This window comes from Paenibacillus cucumis (ex Kampfer et al. 2016) (assembly GCF_019748695.1).
GTDB lineage: Bacteria > Bacillota > Bacilli > Paenibacillales > Paenibacillaceae > Paenibacillus > Paenibacillus polysaccharolyticus.
On sequence record NZ_JACLIC010000055.1, the window covers coordinates 1 to 25,996 of the forward strand.

Annotated in this window: 18 protein-coding genes; all 18 read right to left on the reverse strand. The window is 45.7% G+C overall.

Annotation, left to right across the window (positions count from 1 at the left end; translation table 11 throughout):
- On the reverse strand, positions 1-2,063 hold a 2,063-nt coding region (locus H7T88_RS27520; RefSeq protein ID WP_221791565.1), incomplete at its 3' end, for a fibronectin type III domain-containing protein.
- A 336-nt stretch (positions 2,064-2,399) separates the two neighbouring features.
- Entirely contained in the window at positions 2,400-2,729 is a 330-nt protein-coding gene (gene cyoD, locus H7T88_RS27525; protein WP_090924960.1) for a cytochrome o ubiquinol oxidase subunit IV, read from the reverse strand.
- Complete coding sequence (gene cyoC, locus H7T88_RS27530; RefSeq protein ID WP_090924959.1) at positions 2,730-3,350, reverse strand: cytochrome o ubiquinol oxidase subunit III; 621 nt, start codon at positions 3,348-3,350, stop codon at positions 2,730-2,732.
- Complete coding sequence (locus H7T88_RS27535) at positions 3,351-5,321, reverse strand: cbb3-type cytochrome c oxidase subunit I (RefSeq protein ID WP_090924958.1); 1,971 nt, start codon at positions 5,319-5,321, stop codon at positions 3,351-3,353.
- A gap of 21 nt (positions 5,322-5,342) precedes the next feature.
- Positions 5,343-6,314, reverse strand: coding sequence for a ubiquinol oxidase subunit II (gene cyoA / locus H7T88_RS27540; protein WP_154891743.1), 972 nt, complete (start codon positions 6,312-6,314; stop codon positions 5,343-5,345).
- Positions 6,315-6,636: 322 nt separating this feature from the next.
- On the reverse strand, positions 6,637-6,900 hold the full coding sequence (locus H7T88_RS27545; protein WP_090924956.1) for a hypothetical protein: 264 nt from the start codon (positions 6,898-6,900) through the stop codon (positions 6,637-6,639).
- Positions 6,901-7,528: 628 nt separating this feature from the next.
- On the reverse strand, positions 7,529-8,875 hold the full coding sequence (locus H7T88_RS27550; RefSeq protein ID WP_154960176.1) for a GH1 family beta-glucosidase: 1,347 nt from the start codon (positions 8,873-8,875) through the stop codon (positions 7,529-7,531).
- A gap of 388 nt (positions 8,876-9,263) precedes the next feature.
- Positions 9,264-10,949 carry an ABC transporter substrate-binding protein gene (locus tag H7T88_RS27555; protein WP_145334946.1) on the reverse strand — a complete coding sequence of 562 codons (1,686 nt, stop codon included), beginning with the start codon at positions 10,947-10,949 and terminating at the stop codon, positions 9,264-9,266.
- A gap of 166 nt (positions 10,950-11,115) precedes the next feature.
- On the reverse strand, positions 11,116-12,816 hold the full coding sequence (locus H7T88_RS27560) for an ABC transporter substrate-binding protein (RefSeq protein WP_154891745.1): 1,701 nt from the start codon (positions 12,814-12,816) through the stop codon (positions 11,116-11,118).
- Positions 12,817-13,212: 396 nt separating this feature from the next.
- Complete coding sequence (locus H7T88_RS27565) at positions 13,213-14,892, reverse strand: ABC transporter substrate-binding protein (protein ID WP_154985109.1); 1,680 nt, start codon at positions 14,890-14,892, stop codon at positions 13,213-13,215.
- 202 nt (positions 14,893-15,094) lie between these two features.
- On the reverse strand, positions 15,095-15,997 hold the full coding sequence (locus H7T88_RS27570) for a carbohydrate ABC transporter permease (protein WP_090924952.1): 903 nt from the start codon (positions 15,995-15,997) through the stop codon (positions 15,095-15,097).
- Between the two features lie 15 nt (positions 15,998-16,012).
- Positions 16,013-16,996 carry an ABC transporter permease gene (locus tag H7T88_RS27575; protein WP_145334795.1) on the reverse strand — a complete coding sequence of 328 codons (984 nt, stop codon included), beginning with the start codon at positions 16,994-16,996 and terminating at the stop codon, positions 16,013-16,015.
- Between the two features lie 298 nt (positions 16,997-17,294).
- Complete coding sequence (locus H7T88_RS27580) at positions 17,295-20,309, reverse strand: glycoside hydrolase family 2 protein (RefSeq protein ID WP_221791567.1); 3,015 nt, start codon at positions 20,307-20,309, stop codon at positions 17,295-17,297.
- Positions 20,310-20,439: 130 nt separating this feature from the next.
- A complete protein-coding gene (locus tag H7T88_RS27585) occupies positions 20,440-22,047 on the reverse strand; it encodes a response regulator transcription factor (protein ID WP_221791569.1) in 1,608 nt (535 codons plus the stop codon).
- Positions 22,040-23,830: a cache domain-containing sensor histidine kinase gene (locus H7T88_RS27590; RefSeq protein WP_154891770.1), complete on the reverse strand. Its 1,791-nt coding sequence runs from the start codon at positions 23,828-23,830 to the stop codon at positions 22,040-22,042. The genes H7T88_RS27585 and H7T88_RS27590 overlap by 8 nt, the downstream gene beginning before the upstream one ends.
- A 243-nt stretch (positions 23,831-24,073) precedes the next feature.
- Positions 24,074-24,496: an OsmC family protein gene (locus tag H7T88_RS27595; RefSeq protein WP_090924948.1), complete on the reverse strand. Its 423-nt coding sequence runs from the start codon at positions 24,494-24,496 to the stop codon at positions 24,074-24,076.
- Between the two features lie 74 nt (positions 24,497-24,570).
- A complete protein-coding gene (locus tag H7T88_RS27600) occupies positions 24,571-25,317 on the reverse strand; it encodes an amino acid ABC transporter ATP-binding protein (protein ID WP_145405987.1) in 747 nt (248 codons plus the stop codon).
- 16 nt (positions 25,318-25,333) lie between these two features.
- On the reverse strand, positions 25,334-25,978 hold the full coding sequence (locus H7T88_RS27605) for an amino acid ABC transporter permease (protein WP_123065900.1): 645 nt from the start codon (positions 25,976-25,978) through the stop codon (positions 25,334-25,336).
- Between the last annotated feature and the right edge of the window lie 18 nt (positions 25,979-25,996).

Consider the following 25,996-nt stretch of genomic DNA (forward strand, 5'->3'; position numbering starts at 1 on the left):
AGGCGGAAGTCATACGATGTGGCTGGGTTCAAACCTGTTACGGTTGCACTTGTGGCGTTGGTCGCAATCGTTCCACTTGTTTGTGCCGTTGTCCATGTATTCGTGTCCGCTGGGGATTGTTCAATCACGATTCCGGTTGCTCCACTGGCTGCTGTCCAGCTAAAGCTTGCACTTGTACTCGTTTTCGCTGTACTCGCAAAATCGGTGAGCGGTACGCTCGGTGCATTGTCCGTCGTGATGTTCGAAACCACGTTCGATGTGCCAGCGTTCGTACCGCCAGTGACCACAAGACGGAAGTCATACGATGTAGCCGGGTTCAATCCTGTTACCGTGCCACTTGTGTCGTTGGTCGCAAGGGCTCCGCTTGTAGACGCTGTAGTCCACGTGTTCGCGCCCGCAGGGGATTGTTCGATCACAATTCCAGTTGCCCCGCTGGTTGCTGTCCAGCTAAAGCTTGCAGTTGTACTCGTCTTCGCCGTACTCACAAAGTTAGAGATTGGTGCCATCCTGTTGATACTGATCTTGTAGTACAAGGTTGTATTGTCTTCTGCAACGACTTTGATGTATACATCTGCTCCTGAACCCGATGTAAGGTTTACTGTCCCGACCTCAGGCGTCACGAATGTACTGTCTGTTCCGTAGAAAGTCACCATTGCACCTGCGTCGTGCTTGACGATATCCCCGGCCGATACAGATGATACTCCATTGCTTACCTCGATGGTTGCAGTCTTCGGAGCTGACGTTGTACCCGCTTCCGCTCCTGTTGTAATGTTTTGCCCCAATACACTGCTCAAACTTGCATCGTTGCTTGCGCTGGAAGAAGCAAAAAAGTCGGTTTGTTTTCCATAAACATAACTTGCTTTAGTTGTGTCCTTTTCAAAGTACTGCAACATCAGATTCCCGGTTGACGGAACAAAAGGATGCAACCAGTCCAAATTCTTGCCTATCATATTGCTTAATTCGGGAATATCATTCTTCCCTTTCATCCAAGTATTACTTCCAGCGAATTTTCCATAATAATAATAAGAGGTAGCCACATAATTTGATGGATCAATGGAAGCTGCAAGGACAAACATATTATCATTCGCATCGATAACCAAGCGGCTCACCGCTTGAGGAGAATCGTTTGAAGTTGCGACGTAGTCGACATTATCAATTACTGTTGTTTCCCATGAACCCCCGTTTCCGGTATTAGATACAACTTTAAAACCTGCATCCCCATAGAGAACATGAATGTGATCCGATGAATCTATTGCGGATCCATAATAAGAATAATAGTTATTGTCTCCAGTTAGTACTTTAGTGGAAGTGGCAAAGGGGGCGCTGGATACATAAATATCTGGACCAATCCCCGTCTCAACTGAATAAACAACACTTAAATTTCCGTTATGATCGCTCAAAAGGCTATTAATGCTTACGGAAACTCCTGTATTCAATACGGTCTCGGACCAAGTGGTATTTGAATTCGAACCGACTTTAATTTTAATATGGTAATTCTGATTTGGATTTGTATTTTTCACATAGGCAATAGCAGCCTCACCCAATGAATTCACTTGAAGTTGTAGCGATGTATAAAAGTAACGGGTTGCACTTAATTGTGTAGGAAGACCCTGTGTCTCCATTTCCGAAAATTCATTTGACCAAGAATTGCTGTTTGTATTGTATGTGCCGTAATATACTCCTTTGGTATAGGCGTACCAATTCGAATCATAGAAAGAACCTGTTTTTATAAAAGCAATGTGTAATGTGCCGTTGGTGTCAACTGCCATCTTTAATTCCCCATAATAGACATCAAATTGGTTCAGTCCAACCGCTGCGTTGACACTTGTTTCTAGTGAAAAAGAATTGCTCGCTGAAGTCCATTTATAAATTTTAAAATCCTTAATACCCTGGCTTCCACCTTGAATAGTTCCCATTTGAGGATATGCGAGATACATATCCCCATTCGAGGCTTTGGCCACTGCCGATGGTATGCCATTAAATTCAGGATATGAATTGCTTGTAATTCCTGAAGCAGCCGATACAGGAAAAGAATGCAAACTAACGAAAAGTACAATTACCATGAAAGAAGAGAACACCTTATTAAGGTAGCTCTTCACATTTTTTGTTGGATGGGATAAATGTCTTTGCAGCCCGGTTTCCTCAGCTATGGCCTTTATCATCGCTATTCTCCTTTTTATTGAACCGTAGATTATGCAAGAGTTATTACAAATCTTATTTTGACCGAGATTACATCACTAATTTTAGAATCCTAAATTTAAAGTTTCACCCCAGCCCCTCCCACAAATCATCCCTATAAAGTCTATATCGGTTTGTAACCATACCGCCATCAGACCTAATTGAAAAAAAAGAACCTTCCTGTCTGAAAATTCAGACAAGAAGGTTCTCGTTAAAGACTATTAATGTGCAACTGCGTTGTTAAGCATGATCCAGATCGAACCAATAACGATAGTCAACATCATCAGCAATCCGAAAATGAGAGCCATCACGTTCCAGCGAGGTTTCTCTGTTTCACGGATATGCATGAAGAAGAAGAGTTGAACGACAAACTGCAGTGCCGCAGTTCCCAGAATAACAATCATCGTTCCTGTTTTGCCCATCATGTCGTTCAGCACCACTACCAGAGGAATGATGGTCAGAACGATGGACAGTATGAAGCCGATGACATAAGACTTCAGGGAACCATGTTGTTCATGGCCATGAGAATCATGTGCGTTGTGCTGTGCCATCTACATCACCCCCATCAGATAGACGATGGTCAGGAGGAAGATCCATACAACGTCCAAGAAGTGCCAGTACAAGCTGATTACGTTGATTTTACCGCGAGTGACATCGGTAATACCCCGTTTTTTCAGTTGGAACATCAGGCCGATCATCCAGATCAGACCGAGCGATACGTGAAGTCCGTGAGTACCCACGAGGGTAAAGAACGCGCCGGATGCTGCACTTGTTGTGTAGCTGAATCCTTCGTGAACCATCTCAACAAACTCATAAATCTCCAGGGCAAGGAAGCCTGCACCCAGAACGGCTGTAACGATCAGCCAGTTAATCAATTGTTTTACTTTGCCTTGGTTCATTGCCAGAACCGCAAGTCCGCTCGTGAATGAACTTGTGAGCAACAAGAAGGTTTCAGCAATAACACCAGGCATTTTGATCAGTTCAGACAAAATCGGTCCGCCCGCCGTATTGTCACGCAACACAATGAAGGTTGCGAACAATACGGAGAACAGGATAACGTCGGAAATCAGGAAGAACCAGAATCCGAGAATTTTCATTTCCTGTGGATCATGGTGGCCATGGTCATGACCGTGTGCATGATTCTCACCGTGTTTAGCGGCTGCTTGAGCCATCTATACCGACCCCCTTAACGACGCTTCGGTACGCTTGATTTCATCGACCGGAATGTAATAATCCGTATCGTAAGAGAAGGAACGAGCAATCATGCAGATACCCACGCCAGCGAGTCCGAGGATTGCCATCCACAGCCATCCAAAGACGAAGCCGAAACCAGCAACGAACCAGAAGACAGACATAATGAACGGAATCGAGGAATTTTTCGGCATATGAATTGGCTCATATACAGGCTCAGGCGGATGAATGCCTTTCGCACGACGTTCTTTCTCTTCCCACCACTCATCCACATCATCTCCGCGCGGTGTAACAGCGAAGTTGTATTCTGGTGCTGGTGAAGGAATCGACCACTCGAGCGTACGACCATCCCATGGATCGCCAGAAGCTTTGAGTGTTTTGTATTTGCGAATACCGTCTGCAATTTGTGCAACTTGGAACAAGAATCCAACACCCATCAGGAATGCCCCGATTGTGGATACGAAGTTCAGTTCCCACCAGCCGGTATCCCAGCCGTAAGTGCTCAGACGACGAGTCATACCCATCAGACCGACAGCATACTGCGGCATGAAGCACACGTAGAAACCAATATTCCAAGTCCAGAATGCCCATTTGCCCAGTTTCTCTTCCAATTGGAAACCGAACATTTTTGGCCACCAGTAGTACAGACCTGCGAAGTATCCGAAGACAACGCCACCGATCAATACTTGGTGGAAGTGGGCAATCAGGAAGTAACTGTTGTGGAACTGGAAGTCAGCAGGAGCAACGGATAACAGAACCCCTGTCATACCCCCGACGATAAAGCACGGGATAAAGGCAAGTGTCCACATCATCGGAGTGGCCATGCGTATCCTTCCTTTATACATCGTAAACAGCCAGTTAAATATCTTAACCCCTGTTGGAATGGCAATCAACATCGTCGTAACCGCGAAGAATGCATTAACGTCCGCTCCGGAACCCATCGTGAAGAAGTGATGCGCCCAAGTGAAGAAGGACAGGAAGCTGATGATCAGCATCGCGAATACCATCGATTTGTAACCAAACAGTTTTTTCTTCGAGAATGTACTTACAATCTCGGAGAACACACCAAATGCAGGCAAGACGACAATGTATACCTCAGGGTGACCCCACATCCAGATCAAGTTGATATACATCATTGGGTTGCCGCCCAGATCAAGTGTGAAGAAATGCGCCCCGGCAAACCTGTCGAGGAAGAGCAATGCAAGCGTCACAGTCAAGATCGGGAATGCAAACAAGATAATGATACAAGTGGAGAATACCGACCATGTGAACATCGGCAGTTTCATCCATTTCATGCCTGGCGCACGCATTTTAATGATGGTAACCATAAAGTTGATACCGGTTGCCAGGGAACCGATACCCGATATCTGGATACCCCATATATAGAAGTTCTGTCCTACCCCTGGACTGTGTGACAGCTCCGATAGAGGCGGGTAACTCAGCCATCCTGCATCCGGTGAACCACCGATGACGAAGGACAGGTTGAACAGCATTGCGCCCAGGAAGAATAACCAGAAGCTCAGTGCGTTCAGGAACGGGAATGCAACGTCCCTCGCTCCGATCTGTAACGGCACAATAACGTTAAACAAACCGAACATGAATGGCATCGCCATGAACAGGATCATGATCGTACCATGTGTTGTGAAGACCTGATTATAGTGTTCTGGATGTAAGAAATCCATATTAGGCATAGCCAGCTGCAGACGCATCATCAATGCATCCACACCACCACGGAACAACATGATAATGGAAGCAATGATATACATAATACCGATCTTTTTGTGATCGACAGTAGTTAACCAGTTACGCCAGAGCCAGCCCCATTTTTTGAAATAAGTCAGCACCGTTACGATGGTAATCATCGTAATCCCGATCGCCACGTCCGCTCCATAGATCAGCGGGTCACCGGTAACGAAAAACTCCGATGCAAACTCCTTTAATCTCTCTAACATTGGGGGCCTCCTTTCGAATCTTTAGTTCGTACTTGTATTTAATTTCGGTACAGACAAGGATTTATCTCCAGCAGCAGACTCGTTCGAGCTTGAACCTTCATGCTTGCTGTGAGCACTTTTACCGTCAACAACATATTTAGTTACGATTTTCTGAAACAGTCCTTCAGGGAATGCAGAATAATACGCAACATTGCTTGTTCCTGGCTTAGCCAGTGTGTCATACGTTTCTTGAGTCATTGGCTGGGATTGTTGCTTCACTTCAGCTACCCATTTATCGAATTCTTCATCCGACGTTGCATTAACATCAAAACGCATCTCTCCAAAGTGTTCACCAGTGAAGTTGGCTCCTGAACCCCAATATTGACCTTCATGGTCAGCTTGCAGGTACAAGGTCATTGCCATTCCTGACATCGTGTAAATCTGTCCACCCAGTTGCGGAATCCAGAACGAGTTCATCGGTGAATCCGCAGTGAGCTCAAATTTCACAGGCCGGTCTGCAGGAATATTCAGTGTGTTAACTGTTGCAATGCCCTGCTCAGGATAGAGGAACAACCATTTCCAATCCAGTGAAGATACCTGAATCGTAATGGGCTCTTTCTCATGTGCCAGTGGTTTGGAAGGCTCCAAATCATAGGTGTAGCGCACAGTAACGATGGCCAAAAGTCCGATGATAACAATCGGAATTGTCCACCAGATGACTTCGGCCTTTGTACTATGAGCCCAGTTTGGCTTGTACTCATTTTTGTTTTCTGGTTTGTCGCGGTAACGCCAAACGATTACAGCGGACATAATCAACACAGGGACGATGACAACTGCACACAAAAGAGTTGAAATAATAATCAAATCTTTCTGTGCGGCGCCAATAGGCCCCTTCGGATCCAGAACAACATACTGCCCGCCTGCCAGCATTGGCCAGACAATCAACGCAATTGTAACCAACGTCAGGACAACCGGAATAATAATCCGGATAAGCGACCTAGGTTTCTTGTTCATTTTGATCCCCTCTCCTTAAATATTCGCTAATACTAAAAAATCAGTATACTACTCTCTTCCTACTAAAGATATCAGAAACGAACGACTTTTTTGTTCATGTTAACAAATTTGTCGATTTTACACCCCAAATGTGTGAATTTTTTCTCACAAATCGCTTGATCGGTTGATATTTGTACATTGTAATCTTTACACTCCAGGTCACAAAATAAAACCCTTTGCAGTCCCGTTGAACGATTGTCAACGTATCCGCAAAGGGCTTTATTGACTGGATTTCCGAGGAATACTCCAGTCTTATTATGGACGATATTACGCAAGATTATAATTAATCTGCACCTTCATCTTCATGCCGTGTATGAACCAGACCAATCGATTTAGCAATGACGTAGATAAATACGCTACCTACAAGAAAGCCAATGCCGACCATTAATCCTAAATTGCGATCATTAAAATCATTCAAGTTGATGAGGCACAGTACCACTCCAGTGATGAGCGCAACCCATGCCAGAACTGTCATCGTTAAAACTGCGCGACGCATATTTTTATCTTTACGCTCTAATTGGCTGACCATTGCTGTTTTAGATGCCATAGTAAACACTTCCTTTTCCCTTTTTGTAAGTGCTTTCCTAATACCAATATACCACATCAGTATGAATTTTAGTCAAGAAATGTTCAAATTTATTTCTCATTTTGGACACTTTATTTCTTTTAATTGTATTGACAAAGTTATTGTCACCATCTCTATACTTCTTATAACCCAAAAACAATCCATTTATAACAGAAATTTAGTTAACCCTTATGACAGTTAAGAAATTTCAATTTTACTTGTGACAACAGAGATGCTTAACGATTATCTGGCTCTGTTCTTTTAGTTAACGAAGAGGAAGTTAGATTGGGAATGTTAAGATGCTGAGACGGCTCGTTTTTCTAACGATCACCAGAGACGCTATTTAGGGTATATCACACCTTTTTATTTTCTAACGATCACAGGAGAGCTTATTTGAGTTGTTTGGCGCTAAAATGGGCTTGTTTCTTCTGTTTTTGTTGAAATAAGCTTTGTGGAGATCGTTACAATTTCGGAAGGCTCTAATTCGTTCAAATAAACTCATCTGAGATCGTTAAAACAAGAAAAAGACGGTCTATCGGAGAAGTCCGACAGAACCGCCTATATATAGTAGAAAAAATAATTTCTGTTAAAGAAGACATTCGCTTAGAATCTAGTTCCGGATCTCAAGCCAATTATTTCTAATCACGTTCTGATACCAGTAATAGCTTTCTTTTGGCGTTCTGACAAGCGAACGAAAATCAACATGCACTAAACCAAAGCGCATCCGGTAGCCTTCAGCCCATTCATAATTATCCATCAGTGACCAGGCCATATACCCTTTCAGGTTGATGCCGTCATTGATGATGCGGTGGATCTGAGCCAAATGCTGTTCATAATACGAAATGCGGCGATCATCGTTAATTTTGCCGTTCTCCAAATCGTCGTTAATACATGCACCATTCTCTGTAATATACACATCCACGTTACCGTACTTTTGCAAATAATGCATAAACTCATATAAGCCGCGCGATTCTACAGGCCAGCCGATGTCTGTTTTAATTAATCCCATGTTCATTTCTTCCGACTGAAGCACACCCGCTTCAGGATTATGACGGTTAATGCCCATCGTATAGTAGTTAATGCCAAGCAAGTCAATCGGCTCTGAGATAATTTCCATATCTCCATCTTGAATCGGTACAGTTGCTCCTGCTTCTGCAAACCAGTCCACCAAAAATTGAGGATAGGAGCCTTTATAGATTGGATCAAGGAACCAGTCTGTATTCAGTGCGATAGAGCGGTCACACGCTGCCTGATCCTCAGCAGATTTACTATATGGCTCAGCCCAGCATACATTGGGAGCGATACCGATCTGACCCGTAATGCCCATACGTCGGAAAGACTGTACAGCTTTGCCGTGTGCCACGAGCAGACCATGAGCCACATTAATAGCCGTTTGCACATCTTTATTACCCGGCGCATGAATGCCAAGCATATTGGACAGGAAGGCAATACACCATGGTTCATTGAAGGTTAACCAGAAGTTGATCTTGCCTGAAAATTCTTTGAAGATCACTTCAGCATATTTTACAAATGCATTCACCGTTCTACGGTTTCCCCAGCCTCCGTCATCCTCCAGCGTCTGTGGTAAATCCCAGTGGTACAGTGTAAGGAACGGTTCAATACCAGCATCTAACAGAGCATCTACAAAACGATGATAGAAATCCAGACCTTCACGGTTGATCTCTCCATCCCCATCTGGAATAATGCGTGGCCACGCAATAGAGAAACGATACGTGTTAATGCCAAGCTTTTTCATCAGTGCAATATCTTCTTCATAACGGTGGTAACTGTCACACGCAACATCACCATTATCACCGTTAAACACTTTACCAGGAGTACGTGCGAATGTATCCCAGATGGATACTCCACGCCCTCCCTCTTGTGCAGCCCCCTCAATCTGATAGGATGCGGTAGCGGTTCCCCAGCGGAAATCTTGCGGAAATTGAAAAATCGTCATAATTAAATCCTCCATTTCAGATGACATACGGATCGTGCTTCCCACGTCATTCATTAGTAATAGGTCGTGCATGTAAGGCATGATTCCATCTCGCTTATTAACTATTTTTTTCTTTTTTTGAAATAGGGAGTTAGTGAAACTAGTTTCCTAAAACGTTTTCGAAAATGCGAAAATAAAAAGTTTAAATGGTGTAAACATGCAAAACTTAGAATTCATCCATTATGTTGACTGGAAGTGCTTACAATAAGAGGATTATATGCGATTTCAAAAATGTCGTCAATGATTCTCGTTACAGAATTCTCAAAAGATACTACTACAGAAAAAAGCCCTCACAATGAGGGCCTTTTCCTATTACTCCGATTCGAAACTGGATAAAGATGAACTCTTATTATTTAACGTCTTTACCCGTCCACAGGGATACACGATCTTTGATCCATTCCGTGTATTGTTTCTCCATTTCTACTGCACCGGCTTTATCCAGTTCAGCCAGGAATGCATCATAGGTTGCATCGAAGTTCGCTGGTGAAGTCAGAACAGCTTCCGGAATACGTTTGCGCACGATATCCTGTGTTTTCTGGAATTTCACACTGTAATCTGTACCGGAAGGTACGGGCATATTGTACGCTGCCCCCCACTCTTTCAGCTTCAGATCATCTTCAGCAGGATAGAAATCCTTCCAAGTATTAATACCATAAGCTTTCAACGTTTCCTTCTCAGCCGCTGTGTATCCAGCCTGAATCTGCTCAGGGAAGTTGGTCGTGAAATAATTGTCCGTTGCATCCTTCACACCATCACCGTATCGGGCACTGAAAATGTTGTACATGCCAATACCTGTTTCTTTGGTGAATGCGGAGTTATCGTTTACTTTGCGATCCTGAATATCTTGTGGAACGACACGTTTGCCATCCTCTACTTTGTAATGCTCATTTTCAATGCCCCAGTTTCTCAGGACTTGACCTTCATCGGATGCGAGCCAATCCATAAACTTGATGATGCGGACCGGATCTTTGGCAGACGTCGTGATTCCGATACCGTAACCGTCAAAACCGGTTGGCTGGAACGTGTGGTCTACGATGTCCTTGTTCAGCGAGACGGAGAAGTGAGCATACGTGCTGTCATCCTTACCTGCGGACTTGAGCGCATTCTCGGCTTCACCATAGTTCCACTCCTGATCAATCAGACCCAGAACACGGCCGCTGGCGATTTTGGACTTGTACTGGTCATCCTTTTGCACAAATGTATCTTTGTCCAAGAGACCTTCGTTGTACATTTTGTTCAACCAGCGGAAGTATTCTTTCTCCTCTGGACGTTTGTAATGGAGCATCGCTTCATATGTCTCAGGATTGATGTAATACTCTCCATCATCCGGTGCACCCGTTGCCTGGAAGGCCGGATTCGTAACCGTGATCATGATTTTCCAGTCATCGGCATTCAGCGTCAGTGGAATCGTTGGCTGTCCGTCGATGGTAGGATGTTTTTCATAATAGGCCCGAAGTACATTTTCATAATCTTCAAGTGTTTTTACTTCAGGGTAACCTAGTTCTTTCAGTACCTTTTGCTGGATTTCGAATCCGCCTGTAGCGTCAAAAACAACGTTGTCTACCCCCATGTTGGTCGGGATGGTATAGATCGCCTGATCTTCGGTGCTGTATTTCAGACGGTTCATCTGATCACCATAGATTTTTTTCAGGTTAGGAGCATGCTCTTCGATCAGATCGGTAAGGTCAATCATTGCACCTGCATCCACCAATTTTGACAAGTTTCCTTTTGGGAAAATCATGTCTGGATAGTCACCGCTGGCCGCCATCAGTGCAACCTTCTGGTCACCGCCATTGTTCACATCATACTCAGCCTCAATCGTAACGCCGGTTTGCTTCGTGATCTCTTTACCAACGGCATCCTGCATGTTGTTCCAGGTTGGACTTGGATCTGCGCCAAAGAATGAGATCGTAATCGGGTCGGTACCACTGGATTCAGTAGTCTCTTTGCTACCGGAGTTACCGCATCCAGCTGTAACCAACATTGCACTAGCCAACATTAACATCGCAAACGTCTTGGGTGTCTTACCTGTCATTCTGCCTTTCATTTTGCCTCTCATTTGTCTATCTCCCCTATTTATGAAGGTTTTATCTGTATAACAGGCTTGGTGCCTGTGAATACCACTTCTTATTTGAGCCAAGCTGCTTAATCTTGAAAAATATAATTACAATTTTCCTTCAATGCATTTGTCATGCTAAAACTTATTTCACATCTTTACCTGTCCAGAGGGATACACGATCCTTGATCCAGACGGTATATTGTTTTTCCATCTCCACTGCGCCTGCTTTATCCAGTTCAGCCAGCAGCCCGTCATACACACTGTCGAATTGATCCGGTTTCGCCAAGATCGCTTCCGGAATACGTTTGCGGATGATATCCTGTGTTTTCTGGAAAGTCACGTTGTATTCTGTATCGGAAGGCACCGGCATGTTATATGCTGCACCCCAATCCTTTAGTTTCAACTTATCCTCAGATGGGAAGAAATCTTTCCATGTTGTAATGCCATACGCTTTCAACGTTTCTTTCTCAGCTGCCGTATATCCAGCCTGAATCTGTTCAGGGAAGTTCGTTGTGTAGTAGTTATCTGTGGAATCTTTCATACCGTCACCATATCTGGCACTAAAGATGTTATACATTCCGACTCCAGACTCTTTTGTGAACGCGGAGTTATCGTTAGTTTTACGATCCTGCACATCATCTGGTACGATGCGTTTTCCATTCTCTACTTTGTAGTGCTGGTTCTCAACACCCCAGTACCGGAGCACCTGGCCTTCGTCAGAAGCAAGCCAATCCATAAACTTGATGATACGAACCGGATCTTTCGCAGACGTTGTAATACCAATGCCGTAACCGTCAAAACCGGTTGGCTGGAACGTATGATCTACGATGTCTTTGTTCAGGGACACGGAGAAGTGAGCATATGTGCTCTCGCCGTTGTTTTTGGATTTGAGCGCATTCTCAGCCTCGCCATAGTTCCACTCCTGGTCGATCAGACCCAGTACGCGGCCACTGGCGATTTTGGACTTATACTGGTCATCCTTCTGAACAAACGTATCTTTATCCAAAAGACCTTCGTTGTACATTTTGTTCAGCCAGCGGAAGTATTCCTTTTCCTCTGGACGTTTGTAGTGCAGCTTTGCTTCATACGTCTCTGGATCAATATAATATTCACCATCGTCTGGTCCACCCGTTGCTTGAAAGGCCGGGTTTGTAACCGTAATCATAATCTTCCAGTCATCCGCATTCAGCGTGAGCGGAATCGTAGGCTGACCATCAATGGTTGGATGTTTCTCATAATAAGTGCGTAGCACGTTTTCATAATCTTCAAGGGTTTTCACTTCGGGATAACCCAGCTCTTTCAACACTTTCTGCTGAATCTCGAATCCGCCGGTAGCATCGAATGCGACGTTACCTACACCCATATTCGTTGGAATCGTATAAATTTTCTGATCTTCATTGCTATATTTCAGACGGTTCATCTGGTCACCATAGATTTTTTTCAGGTTAGGTGCATGTTCCTCAATCAGGTCGGTTAGATCAAGCATGGCACCTGCATCCACCAGCTTCGACAGGTTTCCTTTAGGATAGATAATATCAGGGTAATCACCACTAGCAGCCATCAGCGGAATTTTCTGGTCTCCACCGTTATTCACGTCAAACTCAGCTTCAAGCGTAACACCGGTTGCCTTCGTAATCTCTTGCCCAACAGCATCCTTCATGTTATTCCAGTTCGGACTTGCATCGGCTCCGAAGAATGTAAAGGTGATTGGCGTTGTTGTATCCCCCGTATCCACCGGTTTTTCTTCAGCTGATTTCCCTCCGCTAGTTCCGCATCCTGCTGTGATCGCAAGAGCGCTCGCTAACAAAAGCATTGCAAATGTTTTTGGTGTTCTGCCCTTCATGTATAATCCCCCTTTGGATAAAATGAAGCTGTGTATTTGTACAACAGGACACGCCTGCTCATACCATATCCGGGTGAATCAAATAGCATTTCTCAGATTCGGGTGACATTAAAAGCGCTTACTTTTCCCCCGTCTGTGGGGATGAGAATCTGACCTAGCTGAGCTTTGATGAATCACACGTTCACTCAATTTAGTACTAACGTTTGAGTCTATCCAACAGCGTACAAGTTTTGTAAGTGCTTTCACAGTTGAATCATAATATCTAAAAATTCCCTTGTCAATAGCTAATTTTAAAAACCTAAAACGGTTTCACTAAAACGTTTTCTGTATAAAACAAACCCGATATTCCGGGTTTGTTTCCATTTTTGAAACAGACAAGTCTGTACTACTCCAACACTAATCAGCGTTCCACAAACGAACGCGATTTTGAATTAAAATGGTATATTGTTTTTCCATTTTTTCTGCTCCTGCCTGGTTTAGTTCAACGATCAAGCCATCATAAATGGCATCAAATTGATCCGGCGAACTTAAAACAGCTTCGGGAATCCGTTTGCGAATGATATCCTGTGTTTTCTGGAAAATGACATTATAATCCGAGTCTCCGGGTGTAGGCATGTTATAAGCTGCTCCCCAAGGTTTAACCGGGAATTCCTCTTCCTTTGGAAACAGGTCCTTCCAAGTGGATGCACCATATGCCCGTAGGGTCTCTTTCTCCGCCTGGGTATATGAAGCCTGAATTTGCTCAGGAAAATTCGTCGTATAATAATTATCAGTCGAGTCTTTTACACCATCCCCGTAACGTCCAGACATATTTTTATATAGTCCAATGCCAGACTCTCTCTGGAAAGCAGAAGCATGGTTTGTTTTTTGATCCTGGACTTCTGCGGGAATTACACGTTTGCCATCCTTGATTTCGTAGTGCTTGCCTTGAATGCCCCAGTTCATCAAGATCTGACCCTCCTCGGAAGCCAAATAATCAAAGAACTTGATGGTACGCACCGGATCAGGGTTAGAAGTCGTTATACCAATTCCCCAGCCTGATACAAATCCCGTGTCTTGAAAAGAATGATCCTTCATGTCTTCGGACAACGTCACCGGAAAATGTGAATAGGTTGCCTCCGCTCTGCCCGCCGATTTCAATGCGTCCTCAGCGTCGGCATATCCCCAATCCTGATCGATCAGGCCCAGTACGCGTCCACTCGCAATCTTGGATTTATACTGATCTGACTTTTGTACAAAGCTTTCCTGATCCAGCAAACCTTCGTTATACATATGGTTCAACCATCGGAAGTACTCCTTTTCCTCTGGGCGCTTATAATGTAGCTTCGCTTCATAGGTAATCGGATCAATGTAGTATTCGCCGTCATCCGGCGCGCCTGTCGCCAGAAACGCAGGATTCGTAACGGTGATCATGATTCTCCAGTTGTCAGCATCCAGCGTTAACGGAATGGTCGGCTGACCATCCGTCATGGGGTGTTTTTCGCTGTAAGCTCGCAATATATTTTCATAATCCTGGAGTGTACGAACCTTGGGGTATCCCAGCTCTTTGAGCACACGATGCTGAATACCGAATCCACCGCCGGCGTCAAAATACTTCTGATCCACCGCATAATACGTCGGCAATACATAAATAGACTGATCCTCGTTGCTATATTTCAACCGATTCATGGAATTACCATATAGCTTCTTCAGGTTGGGAGCGTGTTGTTCAATCAGGTCTGTCAGGTCGAGCATCGCTCCAGCATCAACCAGCTTGCTAAGTTCCCCCTTGGGAGAAACGATATCTGGATAGTCTCGGCTTGCTGCCATTAATGAAATCCTATCCTGTCCCCCGCTAACGGCAAATTCACCGTTCAGGGTGATGCCTGTTTTAGCTGTAATGACCTTGCCCACTTCATCCTTCATGCCATTCCAGTTCGGACTCGGATCAACACTGAAAAAATCGAACGTAAGTGGAGATGGCGCTCCGCTCGTATTCGTAAGTGACGTTTTACCGCCAACGCCTCCATCACAGGCTGTAAGCACAAGTAAAGCCAGAACAGGCGCCAGTGCGACCTTCATTTTGAAACTGGACATAATGGTAATCCTCCCTATTCATACGTCTGTCTTATACGGAACTGTTCTGTTCCTCTCTATAGCTTCATGAGTATCCTCTGCCGCAGTAGCTGAAAATCAAGCCGTTACGGCAGCAGTTCGGATATCCCGAGCTTCTTGTATAAGTACTTTATTATAGGTGTACAATCCATTATTAAGCCAGTCTTTACATCGGATCACAGGTCTATGCTTTTACCGCTCCAAGCGTCATTCCGCCAACAAAATACTTTTGCAGGAATGGATACACAATCAAAATTGGAACGGTAACGACGATTGTAATCGCCATTTTGATCGACTCTGGAGAGATTTGCGTCATTTGCTGTGCCATATCATTCGCATTCCGTCCAGCTCCCGAACCTTGTTGTGTACTTTGCAGTACTTTCATCAACTCGTATTGCAACGTCGTCAGATGTGCTTTTGAGCCGTTATACAGATACGTATCGAACCACGCATTCCACTGACCTACTGCCAGAAACAAAGCAATCGTTGCGAGTACCGGCTTACACAGCGGTAGAATGATCCGGTAATAGATTTTGAAATCATTCGCGCCGTCCAGCTTCGCTGATTCCTGCAAGGCATAGGGCAACCCGTCAATGAATGAACGGATGATAAATACGTTCCAGGCACTGATCATACCAGGCAATACGTATACCCAGAATGTACCGATCAGGTTCAGATCACGCATCAGGATATATACCGGAATCAGACCACCCGAGAAATACATCGTCAGCGCCAGTGTTGTAGATACAAATTTCCGAAGACCGAAGTCAGGTCTGCTTAGCGTAAAGGCGATCATGGATGAACTGATCAGTCCAAGCAGTGTACCTACAAGCGTACGCATAATGGAGATTTTCAAGCCCTGGAGCAGACCTTCATACTGGAAGATCGTCTGATAGTTCTGTAATGTAAATTCACGAGGCCATAAGTAAATTCCGCCGCGTACTGTATCTGCTGAGTTGTTCAGTGAGATCGCCAGTACGTTAAGAAATGGATAGAGTGTTACAATCAGCACCATGGTCATCGCGAGGATATTAAATATATCGAACACTTTATCGCCCCGTGTGGCATTGAATGTTTTGTTCGCCATAATGTCTCCCCCTCCCTACATGATGCTTTCTTTGGTGAATTTTTTGAACAAACCGTTGGCCGTAAACAACAGGATGATACTGACAACAGAGTTGAAGATACCTATCGCTGTACCGTACGAGAATCGGCCCATATTCAAACCGTAATTGAGTGCATAGAGATCAAGGACTTCGGAGTAATCCAGGACCAGACTGTTCTGTAGCAAAAATTGTTTCTCAAAACCGATGCTGATCAGATGTCCGATGGACATGATGAACAATACAGAAATCGTCGTCCGGATACCTGGCAGTGTGATATGCCACATCTGTCTAAAACGGTTTGCACCGTCTACACGGGATGCTTCATACAGTTCTTGGTCAATACCAGTGATGGCCGCCAGATAGATGATCGCATTCCAGCCCGTTTCCTTCCACATATCTGAAGCGGTTACAATGTACCAGAACAGATTTCCCTTGGCCATAAACTGAATCGGCTGATCAATAATATTGAGACCGATGAGCAGGTCATTGATAATGCCTCCATCCGTGGACAGCATCTTGGTAATAATCCCCGCAACAACGACCCAGGATACAAAGTGAGGCAGGTACGATACGGTCTGTACAGCCCGTTTGAAGAACATGCCTTTCATTTCGTTCAGGAGGATCGCGAAGAAAATCGGCACGATAAAACCGACAACCAGTCCCATCAAACTCATCGCAAGTGTATTTCGAAGCACCAGATAGAACCTGTCATCACTGAACAATTCTACAAAGTGTTTAAAACCAACCCAGTCCTGTTCACCAAACGACCTGGCTGGTTTATAGTTTTGAAAAGCCATCGTCCATCCCCACAGCGGAAGATAGTTAAATACAAATACCCAAGCGACGAATGGCAATGACATAAGATAAAGATACTTCTGCTGTTTCATTCTGTCCCAAACTCCGTTACGCCTTGGCTTCAATGGCGGCTGGGAGTCACTGCCTCTTTTCGCGGAAGCGGATTTCTTTGTTAGCGTTTCCATCTCCGTTCCCCCTCCTCTGTTTTTATAAAATAATCATAATCGATAGAGCGTTTTCAAAATACCATCTGGATTTTAGAGAAAATCATATAAAAATTAGATATCCCCCTCTAGAATCAGACATTTATCCGTTAAAATTAGAGATATTAAATACTTATTAGTGTCACAAAATCTATATGAAGTAAAAAATAACTTTTTTAACTAAAATACGAAAACGTTTTTCGGAAATCGTTTACTTTACATTTTATACATCAAAAAAGAGACCTGGTTAGGTCCCTTTAGTGTCTTGATTCGTGTCTTATCACAATGTGAATTGAATAGGTTGAAGTTTGAATACTCCTAGCAACTCGGCGGCTGTAACGGAGCTTTCCGGATGAAACTGCTCTCCGCGGGCATAAGACAACATCTCTTGAAAAAGAAACGCAGCTTCCGGACGCTTCATCAAGGCGCTGTCGGTAAAAGGAAAAGAGGATACCAGGATACGCCCCTTCCCTGCTCTAGCCTCAAAAGCATAAGCGAGCCGTTTCGCCCGGTGAAAATGATCTACCACCTCGATCAGCGGTGTAGCCCCCTGCATGGTATCCAGGCATATGGCCGGCGTATCATTCACAAGATGATACCAATGCCAGTCCGAAGCTCCATCCTGCGGAAAAGCTCCGAGAAGAGCTGTTTCTTTCTCCATATACATACCCATCGTAGCCCCCGGCTGGGTGGCAAACATGAGATAATTCCAGAACACCGGCAGGTACTTCGTTTCCACTGGATCATACAGATCCGTTGCACCCGGCATAAGCCAAACTCTTCCACCATTCAAGAGAAGATCCAGTACATTGGAGGTTAAGGACTTTACAATCAGCAGGTCATGCTGATTTTCCTTTAACCATCGGAAGCCATTCACATGATCCACAGCATCATGATAAGAATCAGCGAGTAGGGGCTGTAGTTCTTTTACGGTATTCCAGATGCGCTTCATCTCTCCATGACGCTCGTTTTGCATCTTCATCTGTGGGAAAGACCAAGCATGCCACTCATTCTGAGCTACCGTAACGGTTGCTAAACGATGGGAAGAGTGAACGGTAGAATGCTCCGCATTACCGGGATGCAGCGGATCATTCACATGGTCGCAACGTAGCTCAGCCTCCACTCGAAACGCAACTACACCTTCGGCCTGAGAGTTAACCATTATACTCCCGAGAGATGTTACCGCACCGCACGGCATATCTCCGCAGCTCCATTCTCCTTCAGCCAGCATCCGTTCGTCCGTAACCGTAACCATTCTCCAGTGAATGGAAGCATTTTTTAACACCCTTTTGCCAAAGTGGGATACACGTACTTCGATTTCAATCGGTTCTCCAGCATAGTATGTCCGCTCTCTGGAGCCAAGAAGGATGACTACCTCAGCATTGAATTGTTTTACTTCATTCGGTGTGGTTATCCCTTTATCTTCCCAAAAGACATCCAGAAAACCCGTGGTGGCGTGTCCCTGTCCCGGGAAATCACGGATATCCAGCAGCTGGATGCCCGCAGCATCTGGCGTACGTCTTACTCGCTCCATCGCCTCTTTAAGGGATCGCATCAGATGTATACCCGTTGCCTGCTGATATTGTTCCAGCTTTGCCATCATGCCTTTACGTGTAAGCGACTCTTCGACAGGTTCTAACCATGTAGGACGAAGGACACCTGTATACTTCTCTCGTTCCTGGGGACGTACATACATCGTAAATTGCGCATGTTCATGCCCGATCACCGGATGTGATGCAAGCCGTGTAACCGCATGATAATCCAGCGTAGTATCGGGTACCGCCGCCAATACAGATTCCAGCGGGGGATGCCAGTTGAATGATTGAATAAAATAATCGGTCTCTCTACCTTGAGCTGGAAGGTGTCCAAAGCCTGTGTTATCTGTATATAGTCTCGATGGATCTGTATCTCTCGCTCTTGAGATAAGTGCATTCAGTTCAGGATGCCCGTTTGCGCCAATTAACTCATTGCCGAGTGAGAACAGGACAAAGGAAGGATGACGATGCAATGCTTCCAGCAACCGATCTAGCTCCTGTGTCAGATACATACGTATTTCAGGAGGAGCGGATACATCCCGCTGTTCAAAAAAACGTGACCAGTGAGGAAGCTCTGCTTGTACAAGCATACCCTCTTCATCGGCAGCTTCCCAGAATGGTTCCGGTGGACTCCACCCGTGTAAACGAACATGGTTGAAGCCATATGACTTGGCTATGCGAAATTGCTCCACATAGTACTGTGCATCCCAAACGGGATATCCCGTAAGTGGAAAGATACAACAGTCCACATACCCGCGCAGAAACACTGGTGTTCCGTTCAGGACAAGTTGTTTTCCACTGGATGCAAAAGAACGCATGCCAAACCGCTGCTCCACCTGGTCAAGCTTCTGTTCGCCTGCCTGCAATTGAACTACCGCCCGATATAAGAGGGGATTCTCATCGCTCCACATGGCAATCGCATTCTCGGAGTCCAATGCAATCTGGCATACCCCCGTAACCCGGCCTTTCTCAACACTGCTATTCAAGGAATCATCATCACTTCCAGTGTTTGCACTGTTCCCAGTACAATCGATATCCAAACACTCGCGCTTTAGCCATGAGCCATCCGGATGCTGGATATTGATTAGAAGCTGCAACGGTGCGACTGAGTCTTCAGCTGGATTATTAACCGTGTACCGAACTGCTATCCTTCCGTTAGCAGGATCAGGTTCAATACGCACGGTATGTACTCGCCGCAACGGTAGCCTTTCCAGATATGCTCCGCCTGTAATACCTCCCCAAGCCGTAGCGGTATGCAAAGAATGAATATGGCTGCCTGCCAGTTTAAGCTTCATCGTGTTGTCAACCCAAATCTCTACACGGTTCATCTCGCCAGGCTTCACCCAAGGTGTCACATCCCACGTCTGTTCCGTCAGCAGACTATCCCTTTCTCCCGCTTCGTTCCCATTGAACCACAGCCTTGATGTCCAGCGTACACCTTTCAGTCTGAATACATAGTGTCCGTTCTGTGCATCATGTGGAACATGGACATCCTGCGCATACCATGCCGCCCCCTCATACTCTCGGATTTTGGTCCACGTGTCGATTCTGGCATACCCCGGTTCTTCGCCGTATCCTTGCTCTTCCCATGACCCCGGAACTTGAATCGTATCCCATAAGGCATCATCCCGGTGCGGGGGGGGGCATGTCCCAGCATTCTCTCCCTCTCTTCGTTCTCCACTCAGTTCAGTTAATTGAAAATGCCATGTTCCGTTCAAATTGATCGTGTGACGTACAGTTGTTAAATCAGTACGATTCATATCCTGCAGCCATCCCTTCATCTGGACTCTTGTACCTTGTACAATCAGTCTACGGTGTACAGCTTGGACATACCATTGCTTATTCGGGGAAGTACATGGACTATATTATGAAGAACTCCAGCACCGCCGGTTATTCATCTTCATTGTCATGGTGATTCGTTTCTCTCGTGTGAGATTGGGATCTGGATTGTTTATACGCCGAAGGAGATTCTCCTACGTATTTTTTGAACTTACCGTGAAAATAGTCCACATTGGCATAACCGACTCTTGAAGCTACCTGATGCACCTTTAACCCTTCGTCAAGCAATGCTTTCGCTTTCTCGATCCGAACTTTATCCAGAAAGGCGTTAAAAGATTCGCCCGTGTGGTTCTTGAACAATTTCCCCAGATAACTGCTGTTGTAGTTAAACACCTCGGCCAGAACCTCCAGCTTCAGATTCTCACCGGGATTACGCTGAATGAACTCAATCATCTGTTTCATCACGGTATCTGTACTGCCTCCGCCCATACGCTGAATCAGACGATGCAAATGTTCCGCCGCCATCGCTTTAAGATCAGCCATCGTGAACTGATGATATACCTCATTAATCAGCACGGAGTGATCCTGCATAATGGTTTGCATGTGCTGATTCGCCGCAGCAAGTTTATTGAACGCGAGCGAGAACACCTGCGAAAATGCCGTTTTGATTGCTTGCTCCGTCCAATGATACGGAATCAGTCGCTCCTCCATCTCTCCAAGCACACGCATAACAGATTCACTGCTGCGAATGTCCAAGGCATAATACAGCTTGTCCGCCAGCTCAACTTCATCAGGCTCTTGAATGCCGTCTGCCTGGGCTCCCATACCGTTACTCTCCGCACTTGAAGGTGACAGTCGCCCTTCATCCCAGCGTTTGATCCGTTGCTCTGTGAACAGGAACCGTTCTGCCATAAGGCTGCTCGCCTGTGTGTATGATCTGGCAATCTCAGTAGTAGACTGTACCGGTTCTCCAGCGGTAGCGTACATGTGAATGTTCCACTCTGCGAGTAATGTTTGCAATTCATCATATAGATTCTGTAATGAGGGATTCTGAGTAACTGCTTCTTTGATCAGTAACCCCAAGCCGGAATGATATGAAAATACGATACCTTTGTCCTTCTGATCGAATGCTTCAATCAGTTTGCGTTTCATCTCATTCCCCCGCTGCAGATCAAGCGTTGCATGAATCTCCAGCAAAATCACTTGATACTGAGGCCAATGCAGTCCAAGACTGTCCTCTCCCTTGTTCCCCTTACCTTGTAAAGAGTCATATAACAGTTCTTCAATCTGATGTTCTCTATATGCTGTATCTTCTCCAGCGTAACGAGCCTGCGTTTCCTGTTCCTGATGAAGCTGTCCCGCAATTCGTTCCAGTTCAGCGATGATCTCTTCTTCGTCAACCGGCTTCAGCAGATAACCATCTACGCCGAAGCTGATTGCTTTTTTGGCGTAATCAAAGTCAGCATAACCGCTCAAAATCAGAAAATGTGCGTCAGGTTCATGCTGGCGGATCTCTTCGATGACTTCCAGGCCAGTCATGCCTGGCATCCGTATATCAATAATGGTCAGGTCCGGCTTGATTTCGTTGAAACAGGCGATGGCCTCGCGCCCGCTTCCGGCTGTAGCCATGACCTGGAAGCTGTATTTTTCCCAATCGATAATCGTGGTCAATCCCTCGCGAATGCTTGGTTCATCGTCTACCAACAATACTTTATACATGCTGGTTCCCTCCTGCTGGCAAGGTGAAAGAAACCTCTGTTCCTTCCCCGTACACACTGTTAATCTGTAACCCGGCATTTTCCCCATACGTCAAAGTCAAACGCTGATGCACATTGCGCATGCCAATCCGGCTCTTCTCCTCTTCTTCAGGACCGCTGACAAACTGCATCACTTCTGCAAGCCGTTCCGGCGTGATGCCCGCTCCATCATCTTTCACTTGTACCGTGACCATACGATCCACCATACAAATCAGAATATGCACCCGCACGGTTCCTTCTTTGTTCTCTAGTCCATGCACAATAGCGTTTTCTACAATCGGCTGAATAATCAAAGGCGGGATATACATCCTCTCCACCTCAGGGTCCAGATGAATCTCAAAGGCTAACCTGTCCCCATACCGAAACTTCTGAATCTCCAGATAGGAACGTACCATTTCCAGTTCTGCCCGAAACGTTGTTTTGCCGCTGCCAATCTCCAGGCTTTTCCGCATCAGCTTGCCAAGCAACCTGACAATATTCGCAATCTCTGCTTCTCCCTTGATGTGAGCCTTCATGCGAATGGATTCAAGCGCGTTAAACAAAAAATGAGGATTAATCTGGCTGGCCATCATTTTCAGTTTAATCTCTTTTTGGGCGATTTCCAATTGGTTGTTCTGCTCTGTTGTCTCGACCACCTGAGTCATCAGTTCGTTAATACTTTTCACCATGTAGTTGAACTGACGTGATAATTGCCCGATCTCATCGTTCCCGTCAATACGCGAAGTGACGTTCAAGTCTCCAAGAGCCAGCTTGTTCAGATGTTTACTGAGGCGTAGTAGCCGGTTCGAAGTGAGGAATGAAATAATGTACACCAGCAACAGCGCAATCACCAGCACCATGGTAATAAAAATCATGCCGATCTGGCTAATCTGGTTGGCATCTTTCACGATATTTTTGGTCGCAAACACCGAGATAACCTTCAGCTTGTTAAAGCTTGATCCCGGCCCCAGTTCATCAATGACAATATTCGAGGGCTCTCCCTGAAAATCGGCTTCAATGGTGCCCTTAGGTTGACTCTGGAGGTCTACGCCAAAATCAAGCTGACCCAGCGTTTTCCCGACCAGGTCAGTATTTTTCGCTGCAACAACGTAACCCTGCTCATCGGTAATCAATGTCTCAAACTGCTCTTGGCGCAACAAACCGTTAAGTTCTTCCTGATTGATTACGATCATCAGCACACCTTCGGTCTTATATTCGGCAAAAGGAACCTTCCGTACCAGACTGAGCCGGTGAACCGGATTGTCTTCGTTACCAGGGATATAAAACCAGCCAATGCTCGTTGTTTTCAGCGCTTCCTTGTACCAGTAACTCTGCTTGGTTCGCTCATTGACCGGAATAAATTCCAGATTATTGATCAACGTCGGGTTCGTCGAATAAAAACGTATACCTGCAATTTCCCGATATAACCGCCTGTATTCTTGAAAATCTTTATATGCGAGGTAAGCCGAGGTCAGCTCCACCACACTTGTATACTGTCGATTCACGATCTCCTTGAGATCGGTGTTAAACATGAGCAAGTTGGATATGTCTGTAGGTACGCGCAGCATCGTTGCCGTCTGGCTTTTAATTTTATCCACATTGATGATCGTTTGCCCAATGGCATTATCCAGTGCTTGCTGACGAAAATAACTGGTCACTGCGAGACCAATAATCAGGACGGGAACCATGACAACAAGCACGTAGGAAATGAGCAATTTATGCTTTAATTTGAGATCATTTGTAATACGAATCAGCCGTTTTAACATATCCGCACCTTCCGTCATCTTGTATAAGCGCTTACAACTTGCGATCATCCGAAGCAGGTCACTCTCACCTGCGCATCCATCATACCACATAACTGCAGCCTTCGATTTGACATTAAAGTGGAGATATGGACCTGAGTTGTTATGGATACATCGATGGGATTCAATAAAATATGACTATGCTAAAAAGACACTTCCGCGATTGGAAGTGCCTTTTCATTCAAACTAAAGTGAAAGTAAAGCTTTTTATGGACGAGGTGTGCTCACGCCATTGAGGATCAGCTTCGGATGGATATCTGCGCTCAGTGATGCGGAAACGGCGCAGTATTTCTCTTCAGCCATCTGGATGGCTTTCCAGATCCGGTAATCCGGGATATCTCCGTCCACTTTGAAGATCAGGTCAATGGACGTAAAACCTTTGGGCATATCCTCGCTCCGTGTGCCTTGTGCTTCAATCTCAATCGAATCGATCTTGTCCAGAAAAGCATCCAGAATCATCGTGATGTCGATTCCCATACAACCACCAAGTCCAGCGAGTAACAATTCCATCGGCGTAGCGCCTTGGCTATCACCGCCATATGCCGCTGTGGCATCCATGCCTACAGCATACCCAGACGGTCCTTCGGAGGTAAACGCGCGTTTTCCCTTCCATACTGTTGTTACGTTCATGATGTCTTCCTTCTTTCTATAGTAGTTTACACATACACTGCGATGACAGAATAACCTTCCCATCAGTGGGTGGTTTAAAATTCGGTAATCTGCCGCAGGAACTGGCGTGTACGCTCTTGCTCCGGATGTTCAAAAAAGGCTTCAGGGCTAGCTGTCTCCACAATGGAGCCGTCTGCCATAAAGACAATTTTGTTCGCCACGTTCCGGGCAAATTTCAGCTCGTGTGTCACGACCAGCATCGTCATGCCTTCCTGCGCCAGCTCTTTCATCACCGACAGCACCTCTCCAACCAGTTCGGGGTCGAGGGCCGAGGTCGGTTCGTCAAACAGCATCACTTCCGGCTCCATCGCCAGTGCCCGTGCAATGGCTACGCGTTGCTGTTGTCCACCGGATAAACGGGAAGGATAAGCATCCTGCTTATCCGACAGCCCTACACGATCCAGCAAAAGCCGGCCACGTTCGGCGGCTTCGTCCCGCTTTATTTTTTTCACCGTCACAAGACCTTCCATAACATTACCAAGCACCGTCTTGTGCGGATACAGGTTAAACTGCTGGAACACCATACCGGTCTGGCGACGAATCTCCAGCACCCGGGCACGTTGCACACGCAGCGGATCTGCGCTGTTTACCACAATGCCGTTCACTTCGATCTGTCCGCCAGACAACTGTTCGAGTCCATTGAGACAGCGTAGCAGTGTACTTTTGCCTGAGCCACTGGGACCCAGCAGGACAACAATATCCTTGGCATCTACATGCATATCGATATTGGTGAGCACTTCATGATTTTGAAAACGTTTGGTTAATCCAGTTGTAGTAATCACCCGGTTCTCTCCCCCTTTAGTAAGCCCGGGCCAGCCGGCGCTCCACTTGTTCCAGAATGGCCGAGAAACCGATGCTCATAATCCAATAAATCACGCCGATTGCCAGATAAAATGGCATGTTGAGCGCATACTGCGAAACCAGAAGCTGCGCAGACCGCAACAGCTCGGTAACGCCAATTGCAGCAACAAGCGATGTTTCCTTGAGCATTCCGATAAAGGTATTCCCCATCGGTGGAATGGCAATGCGCACAGCCTGCGGGAAAATGATCCGTCTCATCGCCTGTGCTGGAGTCATACCGGTAGCGTATGCCGCTTCCGTTTGCCCTTTCGGTACAGCTTGAATCGCACCGCGGAACGTTTCCGACAGGAAAGCCCCCGCGTTCAGACTGAGACCAAGACAAGCGGCCGTTAGTGACCCGAGAGTTACGCCGTAGTCCACAAGCCCGTAATAGATAACGAATAATTGCACCAGCAGCGGGGTTCCCCGCATGATGGATACATAAAATCTGGCGATCAATCTTAGCCACATCGGTCCTTTAAGCCTGGCAATGGCTACAAGCACCCCGATAATAAAGGCAAAAAACATAGAGATCACCGTAACATAAAGCGTATAATAAGCCCCCTTCAAAAAGAAGGGGATATTTTCGAATATCAGTTCCATGGATCAAACTTCCCTTCG

Excerpts from the sequence above, each read along its gene's own strand:
- cyoD (WP_090924960.1), bottom strand. The coding sequence starts at position 2,729 with ATGGCACAGCACAACGCACATGATTCTCATGGCCATGAACAACATGGT.
- cyoC (WP_090924959.1), bottom strand. The coding sequence starts at position 3,350 with ATGGCTCAAGCAGCCGCTAAACACGGTGAGAATCATGCACACGGTCAT.
- H7T88_RS27535 (WP_090924958.1), bottom strand. The coding sequence starts at position 5,321 with ATGTTAGAGAGATTAAAGGAGTTTGCATCGGAGTTTTTCGTTACCGGT.
- cyoA (WP_154891743.1), bottom strand. The coding sequence starts at position 6,314 with ATGAACAAGAAACCTAGGTCGCTTATCCGGATTATTATTCCGGTTGTC.
- H7T88_RS27545 (WP_090924956.1), bottom strand. The coding sequence starts at position 6,900 with ATGGCATCTAAAACAGCAATGGTCAGCCAATTAGAGCGTAAAGATAAA.
- H7T88_RS27550 (WP_154960176.1), bottom strand. The coding sequence starts at position 8,875 with ATGACGATTTTTCAATTTCCGCAAGATTTCCGCTGGGGAACCGCTACC.
- H7T88_RS27555 (WP_145334946.1), bottom strand. The coding sequence starts at position 10,949 with ATGACAGGTAAGACACCCAAGACGTTTGCGATGTTAATGTTGGCTAGT.
- H7T88_RS27560 (WP_154891745.1), bottom strand. The coding sequence starts at position 12,816 with ATGAAGGGCAGAACACCAAAAACATTTGCAATGCTTTTGTTAGCGAGC.
- H7T88_RS27565 (WP_154985109.1), bottom strand. The coding sequence starts at position 14,892 with ATGTCCAGTTTCAAAATGAAGGTCGCACTGGCGCCTGTTCTGGCTTTA.
- H7T88_RS27570 (WP_090924952.1), bottom strand. The coding sequence starts at position 15,997 with ATGGCGAACAAAACATTCAATGCCACACGGGGCGATAAAGTGTTCGAT.
- H7T88_RS27575 (WP_145334795.1), bottom strand. The coding sequence starts at position 16,996 with ATGGAAACGCTAACAAAGAAATCCGCTTCCGCGAAAAGAGGCAGTGAC.
- H7T88_RS27580 (WP_221791567.1), bottom strand. The coding sequence starts at position 20,309 with ATGAATCGTACTGATTTAACAACTGTACGTCACACGATCAATTTGAAC.
- H7T88_RS27585 (WP_221791569.1), bottom strand. The coding sequence starts at position 22,047 with ATGTATAAAGTATTGTTGGTAGACGATGAACCAAGCATTCGCGAGGGA.
- H7T88_RS27590 (WP_154891770.1), bottom strand. The coding sequence starts at position 23,830 with ATGTTAAAACGGCTGATTCGTATTACAAATGATCTCAAATTAAAGCAT.
- H7T88_RS27595 (WP_090924948.1), bottom strand. The coding sequence starts at position 24,496 with ATGAACGTAACAACAGTATGGAAGGGAAAACGCGCGTTTACCTCCGAA.
- H7T88_RS27605 (WP_123065900.1), bottom strand. The coding sequence starts at position 25,978 with ATGGAACTGATATTCGAAAATATCCCCTTCTTTTTGAAGGGGGCTTAT.